General features: G+C 71.5%; 13 protein-coding genes. 9 read left to right on the top strand and 4 right to left on the bottom strand.

Translation table 11 applies throughout. The features are described from left to right. The 3 genes from zwf to ACIBVN_RS28005 are packed head-to-tail and all read left to right on the top strand — an operon-like array spanning window position 1 to window position 2,333. Entirely contained in the window at window positions 1-1,404 is a 1,404-nt protein-coding gene (gene zwf / locus ACIBVN_RS27995; RefSeq protein ID WP_397141243.1) for a glucose-6-phosphate dehydrogenase, read from the top strand. A 37-nt stretch (window positions 1,405-1,441) separates the two neighbouring features. Continuing rightward, window positions 1,442-1,795, top strand: coding sequence for a GerW family sporulation protein (locus ACIBVN_RS28000; protein ID WP_397141245.1), 354 nt, complete (start codon window positions 1,442-1,444; stop codon window positions 1,793-1,795). Window position 1,796: 1 nt separating this feature from the next. Then, on the top strand, window positions 1,797-2,333 hold the full coding sequence (locus ACIBVN_RS28005; RefSeq protein WP_397141247.1) for a hypothetical protein: 537 nt from the start codon (window positions 1,797-1,799) through the stop codon (window positions 2,331-2,333). A 123-nt stretch (window positions 2,334-2,456) separates the two neighbouring features. Here the strand turns inward: ACIBVN_RS28005 and ACIBVN_RS28010 are convergent, their stop codons facing one another. Next, the gene (locus tag ACIBVN_RS28010) at window positions 2,457-3,179 is read right to left on the bottom strand and encodes a VIT1/CCC1 transporter family protein (RefSeq protein ID WP_397141249.1); all 723 of its coding nucleotides are present in this window, start codon (window positions 3,177-3,179) and stop codon (window positions 2,457-2,459) included. 177 nt (window positions 3,180-3,356) lie between these two features. On the opposite strand from ACIBVN_RS28010, the gene ACIBVN_RS28015 reads away from it, so the two are divergent. After that, window positions 3,357-3,986, top strand: a complete 630-nt coding sequence (locus tag ACIBVN_RS28015) for a Uma2 family endonuclease (protein ID WP_397141251.1) — start codon at window positions 3,357-3,359, stop codon at window positions 3,984-3,986. Window positions 3,987-4,025: 39 nt separating this feature from the next. On the opposite strand, the gene ACIBVN_RS28020 is transcribed toward ACIBVN_RS28015, so the two are convergent. Together ACIBVN_RS28020 and pulA are read right to left on the bottom strand one after the other, a co-directional pair. Continuing rightward, window positions 4,026-4,682, bottom strand: a complete 657-nt coding sequence (locus ACIBVN_RS28020; RefSeq protein ID WP_397141253.1) for a hypothetical protein — start codon at window positions 4,680-4,682, stop codon at window positions 4,026-4,028. Between the two features lie 143 nt (window positions 4,683-4,825). After that, window positions 4,826-7,360 (bottom strand): pullulanase-type alpha-1,6-glucosidase, encoded by a 2,535-nt coding sequence (pulA, locus tag ACIBVN_RS28025; RefSeq protein WP_397141255.1) that lies wholly within the window; start codon window positions 7,358-7,360, stop codon window positions 4,826-4,828. Window positions 7,361-7,627: 267 nt separating this feature from the next. Here pulA and ACIBVN_RS28030 point away from each other — a divergent pair, with 267 nt between their 5' ends. Genes ACIBVN_RS28030 through ACIBVN_RS28045 form a run of 4 tightly spaced genes read left to right on the top strand, consistent with a single transcriptional unit; the run spans window position 7,628 to window position 13,026 of the window. Beyond that, complete coding sequence (locus ACIBVN_RS28030; protein ID WP_397141257.1) at window positions 7,628-8,914, top strand: extracellular solute-binding protein; 1,287 nt, start codon at window positions 7,628-7,630, stop codon at window positions 8,912-8,914. Between the two features lie 3 nt (window positions 8,915-8,917). Beyond that, on the top strand, window positions 8,918-9,907 hold the full coding sequence (locus ACIBVN_RS28035) for a carbohydrate ABC transporter permease (RefSeq protein ID WP_397141259.1): 990 nt from the start codon (window positions 8,918-8,920) through the stop codon (window positions 9,905-9,907). Continuing rightward, window positions 9,904-10,755, top strand: coding sequence for a sugar ABC transporter permease (locus ACIBVN_RS28040; RefSeq protein WP_397141261.1), 852 nt, complete (start codon window positions 9,904-9,906; stop codon window positions 10,753-10,755). Before ACIBVN_RS28035 ends, ACIBVN_RS28040 begins: the two co-directional genes overlap by 4 nt. Window positions 10,756-10,791: 36 nt before the next feature. Continuing rightward, window positions 10,792-13,026 carry a hypothetical protein gene (locus ACIBVN_RS28045; protein WP_397141263.1) on the top strand — a complete coding sequence of 745 codons (2,235 nt, stop codon included), beginning with the start codon at window positions 10,792-10,794 and terminating at the stop codon, window positions 13,024-13,026. Between the two features lie 23 nt (window positions 13,027-13,049). On the opposite strand, the gene ACIBVN_RS28050 is transcribed toward ACIBVN_RS28045, so the two are convergent. Next, window positions 13,050-14,252 (bottom strand): cytochrome P450, encoded by a 1,203-nt coding sequence (locus tag ACIBVN_RS28050; protein WP_397141265.1) that lies wholly within the window; start codon window positions 14,250-14,252, stop codon window positions 13,050-13,052. Between the two features lie 105 nt (window positions 14,253-14,357). On the opposite strand from ACIBVN_RS28050, the gene ACIBVN_RS28055 reads away from it, so the two are divergent. Then, a complete protein-coding gene (locus ACIBVN_RS28055) occupies window positions 14,358-17,750 on the top strand; it encodes a phosphodiester glycosidase family protein (protein WP_397141267.1) in 3,393 nt (1,130 codons plus the stop codon). Window positions 17,751-17,871: the final 121 nt, after the last annotated feature.

The raw sequence follows: 17,871 nt of genomic DNA on the forward strand, positions 1-17,871 counted from the left end.
ATGGGCCACGCGTCCAGGGGCGGGCACGCGCACGGCACGGAGCGGGCGGGGGCGCTGGTGCTGTTCGGCGTCACCGGCGACCTCGCGCGCAAGATGATCCTGCCCGCCCTCTACCGCCTCACCGCCGACAGCCGCCTCGACCTGCCCGTCATCGGCGTGGCCAAGACCGACATGGACCTCGACGGGCTGCGCGAGCACGCCCGCGAGGCCGTCGGCGGCGTGCACGACGCGGCCTTCGACAAGCTGGCCGGCAACCTGCGGCTGGTCGCGGGCGACTACCGCGACCCCGAGACGTTCGCCAGGCTGCGTGAGGAGGTGGCGGGCAAGGGCTTCCTCGTCCACTACCTCGCGGTCCCGCCGGCGCTGTTCGCCGCGGTCGCCGAGGGGCTGGCCGGGGTGGGGCTCAACCAGAACGCCAGGCTCGTCGTGGAGAAGCCGTTCGGCCACGACCTCGACTCCGCCCGCGCGCTCAACGACGAGCTGCTGAAGCACTTCGACGAGGACCACCTTCGGCGCGTCGACCACTTCCTGGGCAAGGAGCCGGTCGAGGACCTCATGGTCTTCAGGTTCGCCAACACCCTGCTCGAGCCCATCTGGAACCGCAGCCACGTCCGCAGCGTGCAGATCACCATGGCCGAGGACTTCGACGTGCGCGACCGCGGAGCCTTCTACGACGCCAACGGCACCGTCCGCGACGTGGTGCAAAATCACCTGCTCCAGCTGCTGGCCATTCTCGCCATGGACCCGCCGCCGTCCACCGACGCCCGGGCCCAGCTCGACGAGAAGTGGCGGGTGCTGCGCGCCGTCCAGGCCATCGACCCGTCCGACGTCGTACGCGGCCAGTACACCGGCTACCTCGACACCGACGGCGTGCGCCCCGGCTCCACGACCGAGACGTTCGTCGCCCTGCGCGCCTACGTCGACAACTGGCGCTGGGCCGGCGTGCCCTGGTGCATCCGCTCGGGCAAGGCGCTGCCGACCACCGACCTGGAGATCGTCGCCGAGCTGCGCAGGCCGCCGGTGACGATGTTCCGCGGCGGCGACGCGCCCGCCAGCCCCAACCTCATCAGGTTCCGGCTCCAGCCGGACGCCGGGGTCACCTTCGACCTGCTGGCCAAGGAGCCGGGCAAGCAGCACACCAGGCCGGTGCCGGTCAGCGTCGACTTCACCAAGGTGCTCGGGCCGATGGAGGCCGCCTACGAGCGCATCATGACCGACGCCATCAGCGGCGACCCGCGGCGGTTCGCCAGGTTCGACCTGGTGGATGAGTCGTGGCGGATCGTCCAGCGGGTGCTCGACCTGCCGGAGCCGCCGCTGCCGTACGAGAAGGGCTCCTGGGGGCCCGAGCCGGCCGAGAAGATCGCGCCGGGCGGCTGGCACGAGATCTCCACCACGTTCGACTGAGGTGGCCAGGCGGGCGATCCGGGGTAACGATGGGGGAATGGACATCATGAAGGTGGTCGAGCAGGCGAAGGACACCGCGACCGTCGGACGCGTCTTCGGCGAGCCGGTCCAGCAGGGCGACCTCATCGTCATCCCGGTCGCCCGGGTCCTCCACGGAGGCGGCGGAGGGCAGGGGCAGGGCAAGGACGAGAGGGGCGAGGACAACGCGGGCAGCGGCGGCGGCTTCGGCCTCAGCGCCACGCCCGCGGGCGTGTTCGTGATCAAGAACGGCGATGTCCAGTGGCGGCCGGCCGTCGACGTCAACCGCATCGTGATCGGCGGCCAGATCGTGCTCGTCGTGGTGGCGCTGACCTTGCGCGCCATCTTCAAGAAGCGGCGGCGCAGGCGCTGACGTGCTGGTCGACCTGCTCGACGCGGAGCTGCCCGCCCGCGACTTCCTGATTCCCGGCGCCAACCTTCCGGTGCGGCAGGCCCCACTGGACGGTTCGGCCTCGCTCGTGCGTTTCCCGCCGTTCTGGGCCCGCGCCGAACACGGGCACTACCTGGCGGGGGAGGAGTTCGTGCTGCTGGAGGGCGAGCTGTGCGTCTCCGGCATCACCTACCGCGCCGGGCATCACGGATGGCTGCCCGCCGGGGCGCTGCGCCACTCCAGCGCCGCCCCCGGCGGGGCGCTGGCGTTCACGTCCTTCGACGGTGAGGACACCTGGGTACGCAGCGAGCTCGACGAGCCGGACGGCCCGACTTTGCGCACGCCGCTCGACAGCGTCGTCATCCCGGAGGGCGGCCTGCCGCTCACCCCGCACTCCGCGCTCCTCGACACGCCCGTCCACCTCGACCGTCCGGCCGAGATGATCACCGTGCCGACCTGGACGTGGGAGCGGTCCACCTTGATCCCGGAGGGCCGGGTGCTCGTAAGGTGGACGGCATGATTTCTCTGGCGCAGCTTCGCCCGTCCCGCCGTACGCCGGGTGGTGGACGGCCTGGCCGGCGCCGCCCTCATCGCGCTCGGCGTCAAGCTGGCCGCCGCCACCCGCCCGTGAACCCGCGGCGCGTCATGAGACGGTGACGCCCAGCAAGTGCCCGAGCCCGAACGTCACGGCGGCGGCTCCCGCGCCCAGCGCGAGCTGCCGCAACCCGCCCAGCCACCACGGCCGGGCCGTCATCCGCGCCACCGCCGCCCCGAACCCGAACAACGCCAGCACGCTCACCACCGCGGCCAGCACCAGCCCGGACGCCCCGAACAGGAACGGCACGAGCGGCACCAGCGCCCCGGTCGCGAACGCGCAGAACGACGACGCGGCGGCCACGTAAGGCGAGGGCAGGTCGTCCGGATTCACACCCAGCTCCTCGCGCACGTGCACCCGCAACGCCTGCTCGGGATCGACCGACAGCCCCGCCGCCACCCGCCGTGCGAGGTCGTCGTCGAGCCCCCGCGCCCGGTACAGCGCCGCCAGCTCCGCCTGCTCGCCCTCGGGGTTGCGGGCCAGCTCCCGCCGCTCGACGGCGATCTCGGCCCGCATCAACTCGGTCTGCGACTTGACGGAGGTGTACTCACCGGCCGCCATCGAGCAGGCCCCGGCGACCAGCCCCGCGAACCCGGCCAGCACCGCCCCTCGCCCGGCCCCGGCGGCGCCCACGACTCCGGCGATCAACGCGAGATTGGACACCAGCCCGTCCATCGCCCCGAACACCGCGGGCCGCAACCATCCACCGGTGACATCACGGTGACTGTGATGCTTTTCCGGCGAATATGGTCGAGTCAGCTCAATCGTCATGAAATGCCTCCAGTTCCGATATTTCATCGGAAATGTAGGCACACATCACCAAGATCCGCAACGAAGGCCAGGCTTCCCTGACCTGCGAAGAAGCGGGTTCGTGAAATGGACGTCTGGCGGGTCAAGCGAGTGTAATGTCGTCGCGTCACTCGCTGTGGTCGCGGGAAGGCGCACAACATGAGTTCTCAGCCGATTGAAGGTTGGCTGGTCGCGCATCCGCCGCCCATGCGGACCCTCCTGTTCCCAGTCGGTCAGGTCACCGGTTACACCCTCGATGACTGGCTCAAGCTGCCCGAGGCCGGGGAGCGCATCGAGTTGATCGACGGGAGTCTTGTGATCAGCCCTGTGCCCGCGGCGCTGCATGCGCTGTGCGCTGGTGGCTTGCGCGCGGTCCTCGCTGCAGCGGCAAAGGCGGCGAAGTCGGATCTCGTGGTGGTTGAGACGGTCAACCTGAGCGTGGGAGAGGACGGCCTCACCCCCGACATCGCGGTGCTACCTCGCGACCTGGTCATGGACCGGACGGTTGTCTTCCAGGCCGCGGATGTCGCGGCGGTGGCCGAGGTCGTCAGCCCGGGGCTGGGCGATCGCCGACGAGACTACGAGATCCAACCTCCGAAATACGCCAAAGCCGGCATCGAAGTGTTCATCAGGGTCGAGATAGAAGGCGCTGACATTCCGCAGGTCGAGGTGCTCGAGCTGGGCCCGGACGGCTATGAGACGGTCAGCCAGGCCAAGGCAGGAGAGACGCTGACCTTGACCAAGCCCTTCCCCGTGTCGTTCGACCCCGCCGAGCTGTTCGAAGCGTAGGCGGCGGCACCCGCCGGGCGGGCGCCGCCGCAGAAACGGTCAGGCGTGGACCGGGGCCGAGGCGGCGGGTTCCGGGGTGTGGATGAGGGCGGTGCAGTCGTCGATCGCCTCTTCCAGGAGCCGGCGCAGCAGCGCGTCCGGGTCGGGGATGCAGGCCTGGACGATGCCCACCACCGACAGCTGCACCGCGTTCGGCGCCGCGTACCGGCGGAAGCCCTTCTCCGTGATCCTGGCCGCGCGGCTGAAGCGGCGGGCCTGCTCGGCCGCGTGCGGCACCTCCTCCATCGCCCGGCGACTCAGCTCACTGAGCCTCCCCGACGGGGCGCCGTCGAGCCGGGCCCGCATCTCCTCCGCCGCCAGCACCGACACCGCCAGCGCGAGCTGGCGCTCGGCCGCCGCCACCGGCAGGGCCGTCGTGGCGCAGCGCAGCGCGATCTGCGCGTCCACCCTCAGGTCGTCGCTGGCCAGGCCGATGATGGACGGCACGAGCCGGACGAGCTTGGCGCGGCTTTCGTCGCTGGTGTTGTCGTTGACCAGGCGGGCGAGGGCGGCCAGCAATGGGTGGGTGCAGGCCGGATGGTCGCTCCACCGCTCCCCCGCGAGGTAGGAGGCCAGCTCCATGAAGCAGGCACCGCGTTTCGGGTTGCGATGTCTGCCGCGGGACAGGACCGGCATGTGATCAAGCTGATTGTCCACGGGTGCTCCACTGCTCCACGCGATCGCCGTCTGTCCAGTCTGCGCTGCGGCGACCGCCAACGCCAGTGATGTGCATTCCTGGTTACTGTTCCCTCAAGTCGGGATGTCGCACCCATATCCGATGCACGATTTGCCGAGGGCACTTATCGCAGCCCGCACACGAACACCGCCACCGTGCGGCCCGGCACCGTCAGCGTGCCGGTGGCCGGGGCGAAGGCCGACTCTCGTACGACGGGATCGACGGAGGCCGCGTGCACGGGGTGGAGCGACACCGCCTGCCCCGCCAGCGGCTCCACGACCTGGCCACATGCGGACGGGGTGGCGTTGAGGACCACGGTGACCGACGACCACCGCGGATCCAGCCCGGCCGTGTCCACGTGCATCGTGATCACCCCCTCGGCCGACGCGGGGAACGACAGCCGCCGGCGCACCTCGTCCGCCGACCCCAGCGCGAACGCCGGCGACGACGCCCTGATCCGCAGCAGCTCCCCGAACCGGGCCCGGCAGTCGTCGATCTCCGCGCAGCCAGGCTTCAGGGCCGGGTCCGCCAGCAGCGGTTTGGCGTACGGCCACCGGTCCTCGTTCTCGGCCCTGGGCGGCAGGCCCGCGCCGAACCCGTTCCCGGAGGCGCAGTCCCACAGCAGCCGGTTGAACCAGTCGCCGGAGTCGTAGGAGTTGCGGTCGAGGGACTTCGAGCGCAGCCGCTCGCTGCCCGCGTGCACGAACGCCGTCCCCTGCGCCAGCAGCACCGTGGCCAGCGACAGCACCTGCATGCGCACCCGGTCGGCCATCGGCGTCCGCTGCGGCAGCTTGTACGCCAGCGCGTCGAAGAGCGTCTCGTTGTCGTGCGCGTCCACGTACGCCACCGCCTCGCCCGGCGCGGCCGTGTAGCCGGCGGGGGAGCCGTTGTAGGAGATCTCGGAGCCCTTCTTCCCGGACGGCAGCACGTAGTCGCGCAGGCTGCCGGTCAGCCCGATCCTGACGAGGTCGGCGTAGTACGCGAGCCTGGCCCGCTGCTGCTCGGCCGTGCCGTTGGCGGGGGACCCGTTGGGCGCGCCCGCCAGCCCCGAGCCGAACCCCTGCACGCGGGGGTCGGGGTCGAACGGGCTGCCGCCGCGCACCGCGTCGCGCAGCCTGTCGGTGAACGTCCCGATGCCGGTCCCCGCCAGGTTCGCCTGCGTGGCCTGCTCGAACCTGGCGTCGCCGGCCACCTCGCCGAAGCTCCAGCCCTCGCCGTACAGGATGATCGACCTGCCGTCCACGCCGTCCTTGCCGGGGGTCAGCTCGTCGAGGGCGCGGCGGACGGCGAGGAGGCCGGCCTTCGGGTGGTGGCCCATGAGGTCGAAGCGGAAACCGTCGATCTTGTACTGTCTCGCCCAGGTGACGACCGAGTCGACGACCAGCTTGCCCATCATCGTGTGCTCGGGCGCGGTGTTGGCGCAGCAGGTGGAGTCGGCCACCCGCCCGTCCTCCAGCAGCCGGTGGTAGTAGCCGGGCACGATCGGGCCGAGCACCTCGGCGGAGTGCGTGTGGTTGTAGACCACGTCCATCACCACGCGCAGCCCGGCCCGGTTGAGCGCGGCGACCATGCCGCGGAACTCCCTGATCCTCGCGTCGGGGTCCGTCGCGTACGAGCCCTCGGGCACCGTGTAGTGCAGCGGGTCGTACCCCCAGTTGAAGGAGTCGGTCGCGGCCGTGCGCGCCACGCACTCCTGCTGCCGCTCGGAGTCGGGCGGCAGCGCGGCGAAGTCGCAGTCCGGCTCGATCCTGCCGGACCTGCGCTCGGGGACCGTGGCGAAGTCGAAGACCGGCAGCAGGTGCACGTGCGTCAGCCCGTCCTCGGCCAGCGCCCGCAGCTCCCGCATCCCCGCGGAGTCCGCGCAGAAGGCCGCGTACGTGCCGCGCAGCCCGACCGGCACGCTCGTGTCGGAGGCGGAGAAGTCGCGCACGTGCAGCTCGTAGATCGACGCCCGGTGCTGGGGGACAGCCGGGGGCTTGGCGAGGCGGTCCCAGCCGGGCGGCTTGAGCGCGGGGCTGTCCAGGTCGACGAGCCTGCTGCGCCCGCCGTCGGGCGTCACGGCCAGGCCGTACGGGTCGGTGACCTCGTTCGTCCCCGAGTGCAGCGTGACGAGGAAGGTGTACTCGCGGCCCCACCACGTCGGCAGCCCGCGTACCGACCAGACGCCGCTCTCGTCGTCGCGCCGCATGGGATGGAGCGTGCGCGCGCCGGCGCCCCGGCGCGGCCACCACCCGCCGCCGGAGCCGTACAGGGCCAGCTCGACCTTGCGCGCGGTCGGCGCCCAGAGCGACAACTTCGGGAACACCCGGCCCGCCGGACCGAGCCTGGCGCGGGCAGCCGCGGCGTAGAGGTCGTCGAGCACGCCGGGGATCTGCACGCCCGTGGCCGCCACCACCGCGCCCGAGGCGTCCCGCTCCTCGGCCACGACCCGCTCGCGCAGCGCCGCACGCACCAGACCGGCGTCGCGCGGGTCCACCTTCAGCGCGGTGTACGACGCCAGGTGCGGCCACCTGCCCCGCTGCTCGTCGCTCAGCGTCCCGGAGGTCAGGCGGATTACCCCGGCGCCGAAGGTCAGGGAGTGCCGGAACGACGGGTCGACCTGCCACGCCACCGTGTCCCGGTCGATCCAGTGCGCCCTCGCCTCGCCCTCACCGATCACGACGCCTTGCAGTCCTTTCTGGAAATTTCTGAAACCGTCCGAATCAATCCCTGGCGAAACAACCGCCGGCCGCCCGGTGAGCAAGGGTCCACAATAGGGGACGGCCTGCGAAAACGTCGGCGGACACGGCGTACTGCGGCCGAGCGCCCGCCGTCGCGGGCCAATGTAACAACTTGCAGAATCCTTACGAACCCATCTTTCTCCGAGCGTCATGTCGGCGTAACGTCCGGCGTGTTCCCCACCTCTCGAAACCAAGAGGAGAAGGACATGCGACGACTCTTACCCGCCGCAGCGGTCGTTGCGGCATCCACTCTGATGTTTTCCGCTTGTGGCGGCGGTGGAGGGACGGCTCCTCCCGCCGCGTCCGTTTCCGACCCGTCGAAGGTCAGTGGCGAGATCACCTGGTGGGACACGACGCGCCCGGACAGCGAGGGGCCGACGTTCCAGGCGTTGATCAAAGAGTTCGAGGCGAAGTACCCCCAGGTCAAGGTCAAATATGTGAACGTGCCGTCGGACCAGGCGCAGGGCCAGTTCCAGACGGCGGCGCAGGCGGGGGCGGGCGCGCCGGACGTGATCCGGTCGGAGGTGGCGTGGACGTCGCAGTTCGCGTCGCTGGGTTATCTGCAGCCGCTGGACGGCACGCGGGCGGTGGACGGGGAGGCCGACTTCCTGCCCGGCCCGTTGAGCAGCACCAAGTACAACGGCAAGACGTACGCCGTGCCGCAGGTCACCGACACCCTGGCGCTGATCTACAACAAGCGGCTGCTGAAGGAGGCCGGGCACGAGGAGCCGCCGAAGACGATCGCGGAGCTGAAGCAGGCCGCGCTCGACGTCAAGGCCAAGACCGGCGCGGAAGGGCTCGCGCTCAACGTCGACTCCTACTTCCTGCTCCCCTTCATCTACGGCGAGGGCGGGGACCTGCTCGACGTGGCGAACAAGAAGATCCTGATCAACTCGCCGCAGAACGTGCAGGCGATCCAGACCGTGGCCGACCTGATCAGCTCGGGCGCCGCGCCCAAGCCCGCGACCACGGAGAGCTACGCCAACGCGATGACCGCCCTGAAAGAGGGCAAGGCGGCGATGATCTACAACGGGCCGTGGTCGTTGTCGGAGATCTACCAGGGCAAGGAGTTCAAGGACAAGAAGAACCTCGGCATCGCGCCGGTCCCGGCCGGCTCCGCCAAGGCCGGAGCCCCCACGGGCGGCTGGAACCTGGCCATCTACGCCGGGTCGAAGAACATCCCGGCCGCCTACGAGTTCGTCCGCTTCATGACCACGGTGGACGCCCAGGCGAAGATCGCCAAGGAGATCAGCCTCCTGCCGACCCGTACCTCCGCCTATGCCAAGCCTGACGTGCAGCGCAACCCAGACGTGGCCGTCTTCAAGCCGATCATGGACACCGCCGTCCCGCGGCCGTGGATCCCCGAGGGCGGGCAGCTGTTCCAGCCGCTGCTGGAGGGCTACCAGGCGCTCGTCGGCGGCAAGTCCGCACCCGCGGACATGCTCAAGAAGGTCGACGAGCAGTACCACGGGATCATGAAGGACTGGAGCTGACCGGTGGCGGTCTCGACCGGACGGGTGACGGCCGCGGGTGAGGGCGCCCGCGGCCGTCACGGCGACAAGCCTGGACGGTTGCGGCGCTCGCTCGCGGCCCACTGGTACGCGTGGGCGATGATCGCGCCGGTGCTGGTCGTGATGGCGGTGCTGATCGGCTGGCCGCTGGCGCGCGGGGTGTACCTGTCGCTGACGGACGCCACCGAGGCGAACATCGGCCGCACCATCGGGGTGAACGTCATCCCGGCCACCTACGAGTTCGTCGGCCTGGACAACTACCTGCGGATCCTGACCTCGAGCCTGTTCTGGGACAAGCTCGTCTGGACCGTGGTGTGGACGGTGGCCTGCGTGGCGCTGCACTACGGCATCGGGCTCGGCCTGGCCGTGATGCTCAACCGCAGACTGCGGTGGAGATCCGTCTACCGGGTGCTGCTGATCCTGCCCTGGGCGGTGCCCGCCTTCGTCGCGGCCTTCATCTGGCGCTACCTCTACAACAGCGACTACGGCGTGATCAACGGGTTGCTCAAGACGGCGGGCCTGTCCGGCGTGGGCTGGCTGGACGACCCGACCACCGCCAAGATCGCGGTGATCGCGGTGAACGTGTGGATCGGGGTGCCGTTCATGATGGTCGCCCTGCTCGGCGGCCTGCAGTCGATCCCGGCCGAGCTCTACGAGGCGGCCGAGGTGGACGGCGCCGGCGCCTGGCAGCGGTTCAGGGCGATCACGCTGCCCGGGCTGCGCCAGGTGTCGTCCACCGTGATCCTGCTGGGCACGATCTGGACGTTCAACATGTTCCCCATCATCTTCCTGGTGACGAGGGGCGGCCCAGGCAGCGAGACCGAGATCCTGGTCACCTACGCCTACCGGGAGGCCTTCACCGGCATCCGCGACTACGCGGGCTCGGCGGCCTGGGGCGTGATCATCCTGCTCATGCTGGTGGTGCTGGCGGTCGGCTACCGCCGCACGTTGCGCGGTCAAGGAGATCCCTGGTGAGCTCAACCCCCCGAGGGCGCGGCGAACGCGGCCCGCTGGCCTCGATCGGCCTGCACGCCGGGCTCCTGCTCGCCGTGGCCATCTCGCTCTTCCCCGTCGTGTGGCTGGTGCTCACCTCGCTCAAGCCGCGCGACGGCTGGCTCTCGACCGAGCTGCAGCTCTTCAACCACTCCTCGCTCGACAACTACGTGCGCGTGCTCACCGCGACCGAGTTCCCGCAGTGGCTGCTCAACAGCGTGCTCACCGCCGGTCTGACCATGCTGGCCGGGGTGTTCCTCGCGGCGACCACCGGGTACGCGGTCAGCCGGTTCCGCTTCCCCGGGCACCGCTCCGTGATGTGGCTGCTGCTGATCACCCAGATGTTCCCGGTCGCCATCCTCATCGTTCCCCTCTACAACCTGATGGCCGGGCTGGGGCTGCTCAACCAGATCCCCGGCCTGGTGATCGCGTACATGACGATCGCGGTGCCGTTCTGCGCCTGGATGATGAAGAGCTACTTCGACACGGTGCCGGTGGAGATCGACCAGGCCGCGATGGTGGACGGGCTGACCCCGTTCGGCACCTTCTGGCGCGTGGTGCTCCCGCTCGCCCGGCCGGGGATCGCGGTGACGGCCTTCTACTGCTTCATGACGGCCTGGGGCGAGGTCGGGTACGCCACGGTGTTCATGACGCAGGAGGACAAGCGCACGCTGGGGGTGGGGCTGCAGCAGTTCATCGGGCAACACTGGTCGGACTGGGGGCTGATGACGGCCTCCGCCGTGCTCATCGCCATCCCCGCCGGCGCCGTCTTCCTGCTCGTCCAGCGCCACCTGATCACGGGCCTCACCGCGGGCGCCACCAAGTCGTGACTGTACGTAGCCGCCGCCCGGCGGGACCATGGCGGCATGGACGGTTTCCTCGACGAGACCTGCGAAGGTGTGACCGAGCTACGCGTGCACGGCGTCTCCGGCACGCCCCCCGAGGGCATGCTGAACCATCCCCATCCCCGGATCGTCGCGGGCGACGGCACCACCGGGTTCTACCGGCGCTGGTCGGTGGACGGCAGGCCGCACGGGGAGCACGTGGACGTGCCCGGCACCCGCCACCGCGAGGCGTACGCGTGGGGCGGCCTCACCTCGGGCGGCAGGACGATCGCGCTGTGGCTGCTCCTGCTGCCGTTCTCGCTGGCGAACCTGTCGTACTTCATGCTCCCCAGACCGCCGCGCGGCAGGTGGCTGCGGCACGTGACCGAGGCGGCCCAGCGGCTGTTCGCCCTGCTGCTGACCGGGACGCTCGTGGGTGCCGTCACCCGGGCCAGCGTCGATCTCGTGGGCTGGCAGTGCACCGCCGCGGGCCGGGCCTGCACGTACGACACCGCGCCCGTGTGGGTGCACTGGCTGGGCGCGCTGTGGGGGAACGAGCCGTCGAAGCGGCTGGCCGTCACCGCCCTGGTGCCGCTGGCGGTCGTCGTGCTCCTGTGGTGGATCGCGCGGCGTACCTGGGAGCGCGACGAGCGCACGGTCCTGCCGCCCGGCACGACCGCCGATGAGGGCGCCGGTGACGGCGTGCTGCTGGCCCAGCCGCGGTTGTGGCACGGCGGCGCGCCGGTGTGGCGGCTGCGGGTCGTGCACGTGTGCTTCGCGATCGCGTCGATCGGGCTGGCCGTGTCCGCGCCGTTCGCGGGCACCCGGGTGGGCTTCGTCCTGACCGTGGCCAACGCGGGCGTGCAGGTCGCCGCCGCGCTGCTGGTGCTGCTGCCGTGGATCGCCCGGCGGGTGGACCCGGGCTCGGACGAGCGGATTCCCGGGTGGCTCACGTTCGCGTGTCAGGCGCTGCGGGTGGTCGCGCCGCTGGTGTGCCTGGCCACGATCGGGGCGGCGCTGGCGGGGATGTCACCGAGTGCCGTCGGGCGGCAGCTTCCCGGCGTGGGCGTGGGGGCGTTCCAGTTCGCGCTCACGGTCGGGCTCGGCCTGTTCATGCTGGTCACCATGTGCGTGCTGGCCCGGATGGACCGGGCGTCCGGGGAGTCCCGGGCGATGGGCGGGATCGCCGCGTGGTTCGTGCTGATGGTGGCCGCGGGCAGCGCGAACGTGCTGGCGCTCGGCGTGCTCTTCTGGACCGCCACGTTCTTCGGCGTCCCGGGCACCTCCGCCTCTCCCGAGCCGCTCGACCGGCAGCTCTTCCTCGACGACCCGGTGTGGTGGACGGCCGCGCTGGTGCCGCTGCTGGCCGCCGGGTTCGCCGCCCTGGCGGTCATCCTGTACGCGATCCGCGGGGCCGTCGCCGGCCGGCTCACGCCGGAGCTGACCCGCCATTACGGCGAGCGCTACGACGACGAGGTGGCCGCCAAGTGGGCGCTCGCCTCGCTGACCGACCGGGCCGGGCTCGTGCTGGCCGTGCTCACCGGCATCGGCGTGGCCGGGTTCGCCGCGGTGACCGTGATCTACCAGTTCCGGCTGTTCACCCCGGAGGGCGGCCTCGCGGGGCTGCTGGCCACGCTCGGGAGCTGGGCCATGACGGCGGTCATCGTGGGCCTGGTGCTGCTCGGGCGCCGCACGTACAGCGACTCCGGGTTGCGCCGGACGATCGGCATCGTCTGGGACATCTCCACGTTCTGGCCACGCGCGATCCACCCGCTCTCCCCGCCCTGCTACACCGAGCGCGTCATCCCCGAGCTGATCGCCCGCGTGGACAGGCTCGCCGGCAACTCGCGGGACCAGGTGGTCCTGTCCGGGCACAGCCAGGGGAGCGTCATCACCGCCGCGCTGGTGCTGCAGCTCAAGCCCGAGCTGCGGGCCCGGGTCGGGATGCTCACCCACGGGTCGCCGCTGCGCCGCCTGTACGCCGCCTTCTTCCCCGCCTACTTCGGCACCGCCGCGCTGTCGGCCGTCCGGGACGCCGTTCCCTGGTACAACCTCTACCGGCTGAGCGACCCCATCGGCGGGCCCGTCTTCGGGCGCGTCGACCCCCTGGCCCAGTCCTCCGGCCATCCGAACGGGGTGGACCTGTTCTGCTGGGACCCGATCCAGCCCGGCCCGGGCGAGCCGCTGCCCGAGGCGCGCTGGCACTCCGACTACTGGCTCGACCCGCCGTACGACGAGGCGCTGGCCCGATTGATCGTCAAGAGGCCGGCCGTCTGACCGCCCGGCCCGCCGGTGTCCGGTCACCAGGCGAGGAAGAGCTCCTCGGGGGCCCGGTGGATGAGCGTGGCCGCCATGGCGACGTCCTCGCGGGCGAGGTGCAGACCGGGCAGCTCGCGTACGAGCAGCTCCAGGGTGATCCTGAGCTGCTCGCGGGCCAGCAGCGCGCCCGGGCAGCCGTGCACGCCGTGGCCGAACGAAAGGTGCCGCACCGGCTCCCTGGCGATGTCGAACTCGTCCGGCCGCTCGAACACCGCCTCGTCCCGCCCCGCCGAGCCGAACGACACGAACACCGTGTCGCCCGCGTCCAGCGCGGTCCCCGCCAGCTCCAGGGGCCTGGTCACCGTGCGGCGGAAGCCCTGCACCGGCGCCTCGAACCTGGCCGCCTCCTCGATCGCCGCGCCCGCCAGCTCCGGCCGCCCGCACAGCAGCTCCCACTGGCGGCGCTCGCGCAGCAGGCGGTGCACGACGGTGCCGAGCAGCGCGGTCGTGGTGAGGTGGCCGGCCAGCATGACGTTCTGCGTGTTGGCCACGATCTCGTCGCGCTGCTCCGGCGTCGGCTCGCCGGGACCGGGGGCGAGGCCGCGCGACAGCTCGCCGGTCAGGCTGTCCTCGGCCCTCGACCTGGCGGCGTGCGCGTCCAGCATCCGCCGCAGCGCCGCCACCTCGCGCGCCGCGGCGACCTGCCGCTCCTCCGGCATCGGCGTGAACAGCAGGTCCGCCGCCCTGTTGCCGGCCTGGATCGCGCCGGGCACGTCGGCCGGGTCGAGGCCGAGCAGGTGCCCGATCACGGCGGCCGGGAGCGGCCGGGCGTACCCGGACATCCACTCCACGGTGCCGGCCCCACTTCCAGGGCGCGCGAACGACGCGACCAGCTCGCCCGCCGTGGCCCGGATGAACGGCAGCGCCGCCGTCACCTTGGCGGGGGACAGGCCGCGGGTGAGCGGCCGGCGATAACGGACGTGCGCCTCGCCGTCGGTGCTCAGCACCACGGGGGCGTTGCCGGGCACGGCCGCCAGCTCGGCGAACGCCGCCGGGCCCGGGATCACGTCCGGCCGCAGCGCGCCCTTGGAGGAGAAGTCGTCAGGGCGCCCCAGCACCTCGCGCACGTCGGCGTGCCGGGCCACCAGCCAGGCGTCCAGCTCCTCGACGAACGTCAGCCCCGGGGCCGAGCGGGCCCTGGCGTAGACGGGATACGGGTCGCGGTAGAGCGCCTCTCGGTCCACGGGTCCATGCTCTTAGCAGGGCGTACGGGCGGGCAAGATCTGAAATTTTCTTTTAGTTCACTCTTAAGTCTTGAAAGTTATATCCACGAGCGATTGAGTTCGGTCGTGCAGTCCCTCAGAATCCTGGCCGCCGCGGCCCTCGCGTTAGGCCCCCTGGCCCTGACCGCCGCCCCCGCGCAGGCCGATCCCGCACCCCCCGCAGAGGACGCGCTCAGGGCGTCGTCCTATCCGCCGCCGTCCACGCTGCTCGCCCAAGACGCCGGGCAGAGGCTGGAGACGGCCAAGAGGACCCGGCCGGTGGCGCCGGGCATCACGCTGACCTCGTTCGACACCTATGACGCGCTCGGCTGGCTGCGCGCGGACGCGGTCACCGCCGACCTCGGCGGCGCCAAGGCCGACTACGTGTTCTCCGGCGAGGTCACCAGGACCGAGCCGCTGTCCGGGCCGGCCAAGCGCGCGCACGCCGTCGCGGCCGTCAACGGCGACTTCTTCGACATCAACCGCTCCGGCGCCGCCCAGGGCATCGGCGTGCAGAACGGCTCGCTGGTGCAGTCGCCCGTCGCCGGCCACGAGAACGCGGTCGCGGTCACCGGCGACGGCGTCGGGCGCGTGCTCAAGATGTACTTCGAGGGCACCGCCACGCCGGCCGGCGGATCGCCGATCAAGCTCACCCAGTTCAACCAGATCGTGCAGAGTGGCGGCGTCGGGCTGTTCACGCCCCTGTGGGGCTCCTACACTCGGGCCCGCGCCGTCGAGGGCGCGACGTCCGTCGCCGAGGTCGTCCTGGTGGACGGCGTGGTCTCCGAGGTACGCACGTCCGCGGGTACCGGCCCGATCCCCGCCGGGACCACGATCCTGCTGGGCCGCGACGCCGGCGCCACCGCGCTGTCCGCGCTGAAGGCAGGCGACCGCGTCGATGTGCGGTACCAGCCGAAGCCGTCGGACGGCAGCCAGGTCAAGGCGGCCGTCGGCGGCAACTGGGTGCTGGTCAAGGACGGCGTCGTGCAGAACTCCACCGACCCGGCCGCGCACCCCCGTACCGCCGTCGGGTTCTCGGCCGACGGCAGGAAGATGTACCTGCTGACCGTGGACGGCCGCCAGGCCGACAGCCGCGGCGTCACGCTGAACGAGCTGGCCGCCATGATGGCCGACCTCGGCGCCGCCAACGCGCTCAACCTCGACGGCGGCGGCTCCTCCACCATGCTGGCCCGCGAGCCCGGCGCCGCCGACGTCCAGGTGGAGAACAGCCCCTCCGACGGCGGCGAGCGGCACGTCCCCAACGGCCTCGCGCTCTACGCGCCCGAGGGCAGCGGCAAGCTCAAGGGCTTCTGGCTGGAGACCGCGAGCGACCCCACCAAGGCGCCCGGCGTCGGTCCTGTCGCCGGTGGCCGCCCCGACCGTGTCTTCCCCGGCCTCAGCAGGCGGCTCACCGCCGCCGGATACGACGAGACGTACGGCCCCGCCGCCGGCACGCCGTCGTGGCGGGCCAACCCGGCGGTGCACGGCGTCATCCGCGACGGGAGGTTCCACGCGCTGGTGCCCGGCCAGACCACCGTCACCGCCTCCCGTGGCGCCGCCAAGGGCACCATCGGCCTGACCGTGCTGCAGCCGCTCGAGCGGCTCGGCGTCACCGCCGACCGGCTCGGGCTGGCGGGCGCGGACGGGGTGGCCACGTTCGGCGTGGTCGGGTACGACCGCAACGGCAACTCCGCGCCCATCGAGCCCTCCGACCTCACGCTCGACTACGACAAGAACCTGTTCGAGGTGACCGCGGCCGAGCAGGGCTACTTCTCCGTCAAGGCCAAGCAGGCCAAGGGGTCCGGCCTGATCACCGCCAAGGTCGGCAGGATCAGCACCGCCGTGCCGGTGACGGTCGGGTTCGAGGAGCAGCCGGTCGCCGACTTCGAGGACGCGGCCAAGTGGACGTTCGCCGCCGCCCGCGCCACCGGCTCGCTGTCGGCCGCACCAGGGCAGAGCGGCGGCGGACTCAAGCTGTCGTACGACTTCAGCACCTCGACCGCGACCCGGGCCGCGTACGCCAGCCCGCCGCAGCAGATCGTGGTCGACGGGCAGCCGCAGGCGTTCGGGCTCTGGATCAACTCCACGGGCAAGGGCGAGTGGCCGAGCCTGGAGTTCTACGACGCGCTCGGCCAGTCGCAGATCCTGCGCGGGCCGTACATGACGTGGACCGGGTGGAAGTACGTCGAGTTCGCCGTGCCGCCCGGCGTGAACTACCCGCTCAAGCTGCGCCGCTTCTACGTGGCCGAGACCAAGGCGGACGCGAGGTACACCAACGAGATCCTCATCGACGGCCTGGTCGCCAAGGTGCCCCCGTCGGTCTCCGCGCCTGCCGCGCCCCGGAGCGCCGATCCGGTGGTCAAGGCGGACGTGGCGAAGATGCCGTGGCGGTTCGCCGTCATGTCGGACGCGCAGTTCGTGGCCAGGCAGCCGGACAGCGACATCGTCAAGAACGCGCGCCGCACGCTGCGCGAGATCAAGGCGGCCAAGCCCGACTTCCTGCTGATCAACGGCGACCTGGTGGACGAGGCGTCGCCCGAGGACTTCGCGCTGGCCAAGAAGATCCTCGACGAGGAGCTGGGCGGAACGCTGGAATACCACTACGTTCCCGGCAACCACGAGGTCATGGGCGGGAAGATCGACAACTTCAAGGCGATCTTCGGTGACACGTACGGCACCTTCGACCACAAGGGGACCCGCTTCATCACCCTGGACACCTCCCGCCTGAACCTGCGGGGCGGCGGCTACGACCAGGTGGCCATGCTCCGCACCCAGCTGGACAAGGCCGCCACGGACCCCTCGGTGGGGTCGGTCACGGTGCTGTTCCACGTCCCGCCGCGCGACCCGACGCCCGGCAAGGGCAGCCAGCTCGGCGACCGCAAGGAGGCGGCGCTGGTGGAGGGCTGGCTGGCCGACTTCCAGCGCACCACCGGCAAGGGCGCCGCGTACATCGGGGCGCATGTGGGGACGTTCCACGCCTCGCACGTGGACGCGGTGCCGTACTTCATCAACGGAAACTCCGGCAAGAACCCGGCCACCTCGCCCGACGACGGCGGCTTCACCGGGTGGTCGCTGTGGGGCGTGGATCCTGTCACGCCTTCGGAGGCGGAGCACGTGCGGCGCAACTGGTTCGCGGACGCGCCGGACTGGATCGGCACGCAGGTCCGGCCGCACGTGGACGACCTCGTGCTCACCGCCCCCGCCACGGTCGCGGTCGGGACGCGTGGCACGGTGACGGCCGTGGTCAAGCAGGGGACCCGTACGGTTCCCGCGGCCTACCCGGTCTCGGCGGCGTGGTCCGGCTCGTCGAACCTGCACATCGGCTCCCGCCAGACGGCCAAACCGTGGCACGTGGCCGTCCTCGACCCCTCGGCGGGGACGCTGACGGCGCTGCGGGCGGGCCAGGTGACGGTGGCCGTGACGGTGAGCGGCGTCACGCGCCAGTCCGCCGTGGCGCTGACCGCCAAGGCCGCCGCCTGACGGCCGGTCCCAGGCCCCCGAGGCCACGAGCGCACGACGCCAGGGTCCGGCGTCGTGCGCTCGTCCCACGCCGGAGGCTGGACGCCGAATGCGGCTGTTGTTAGCCTTTCTGGAGGTTTTC

The organism is Nonomuraea sp. NPDC049400 (assembly GCF_044466425.1).
In the GTDB taxonomy this organism is placed as follows: domain Bacteria; phylum Actinomycetota; class Actinomycetes; order Streptosporangiales; family Streptosporangiaceae; genus Nonomuraea.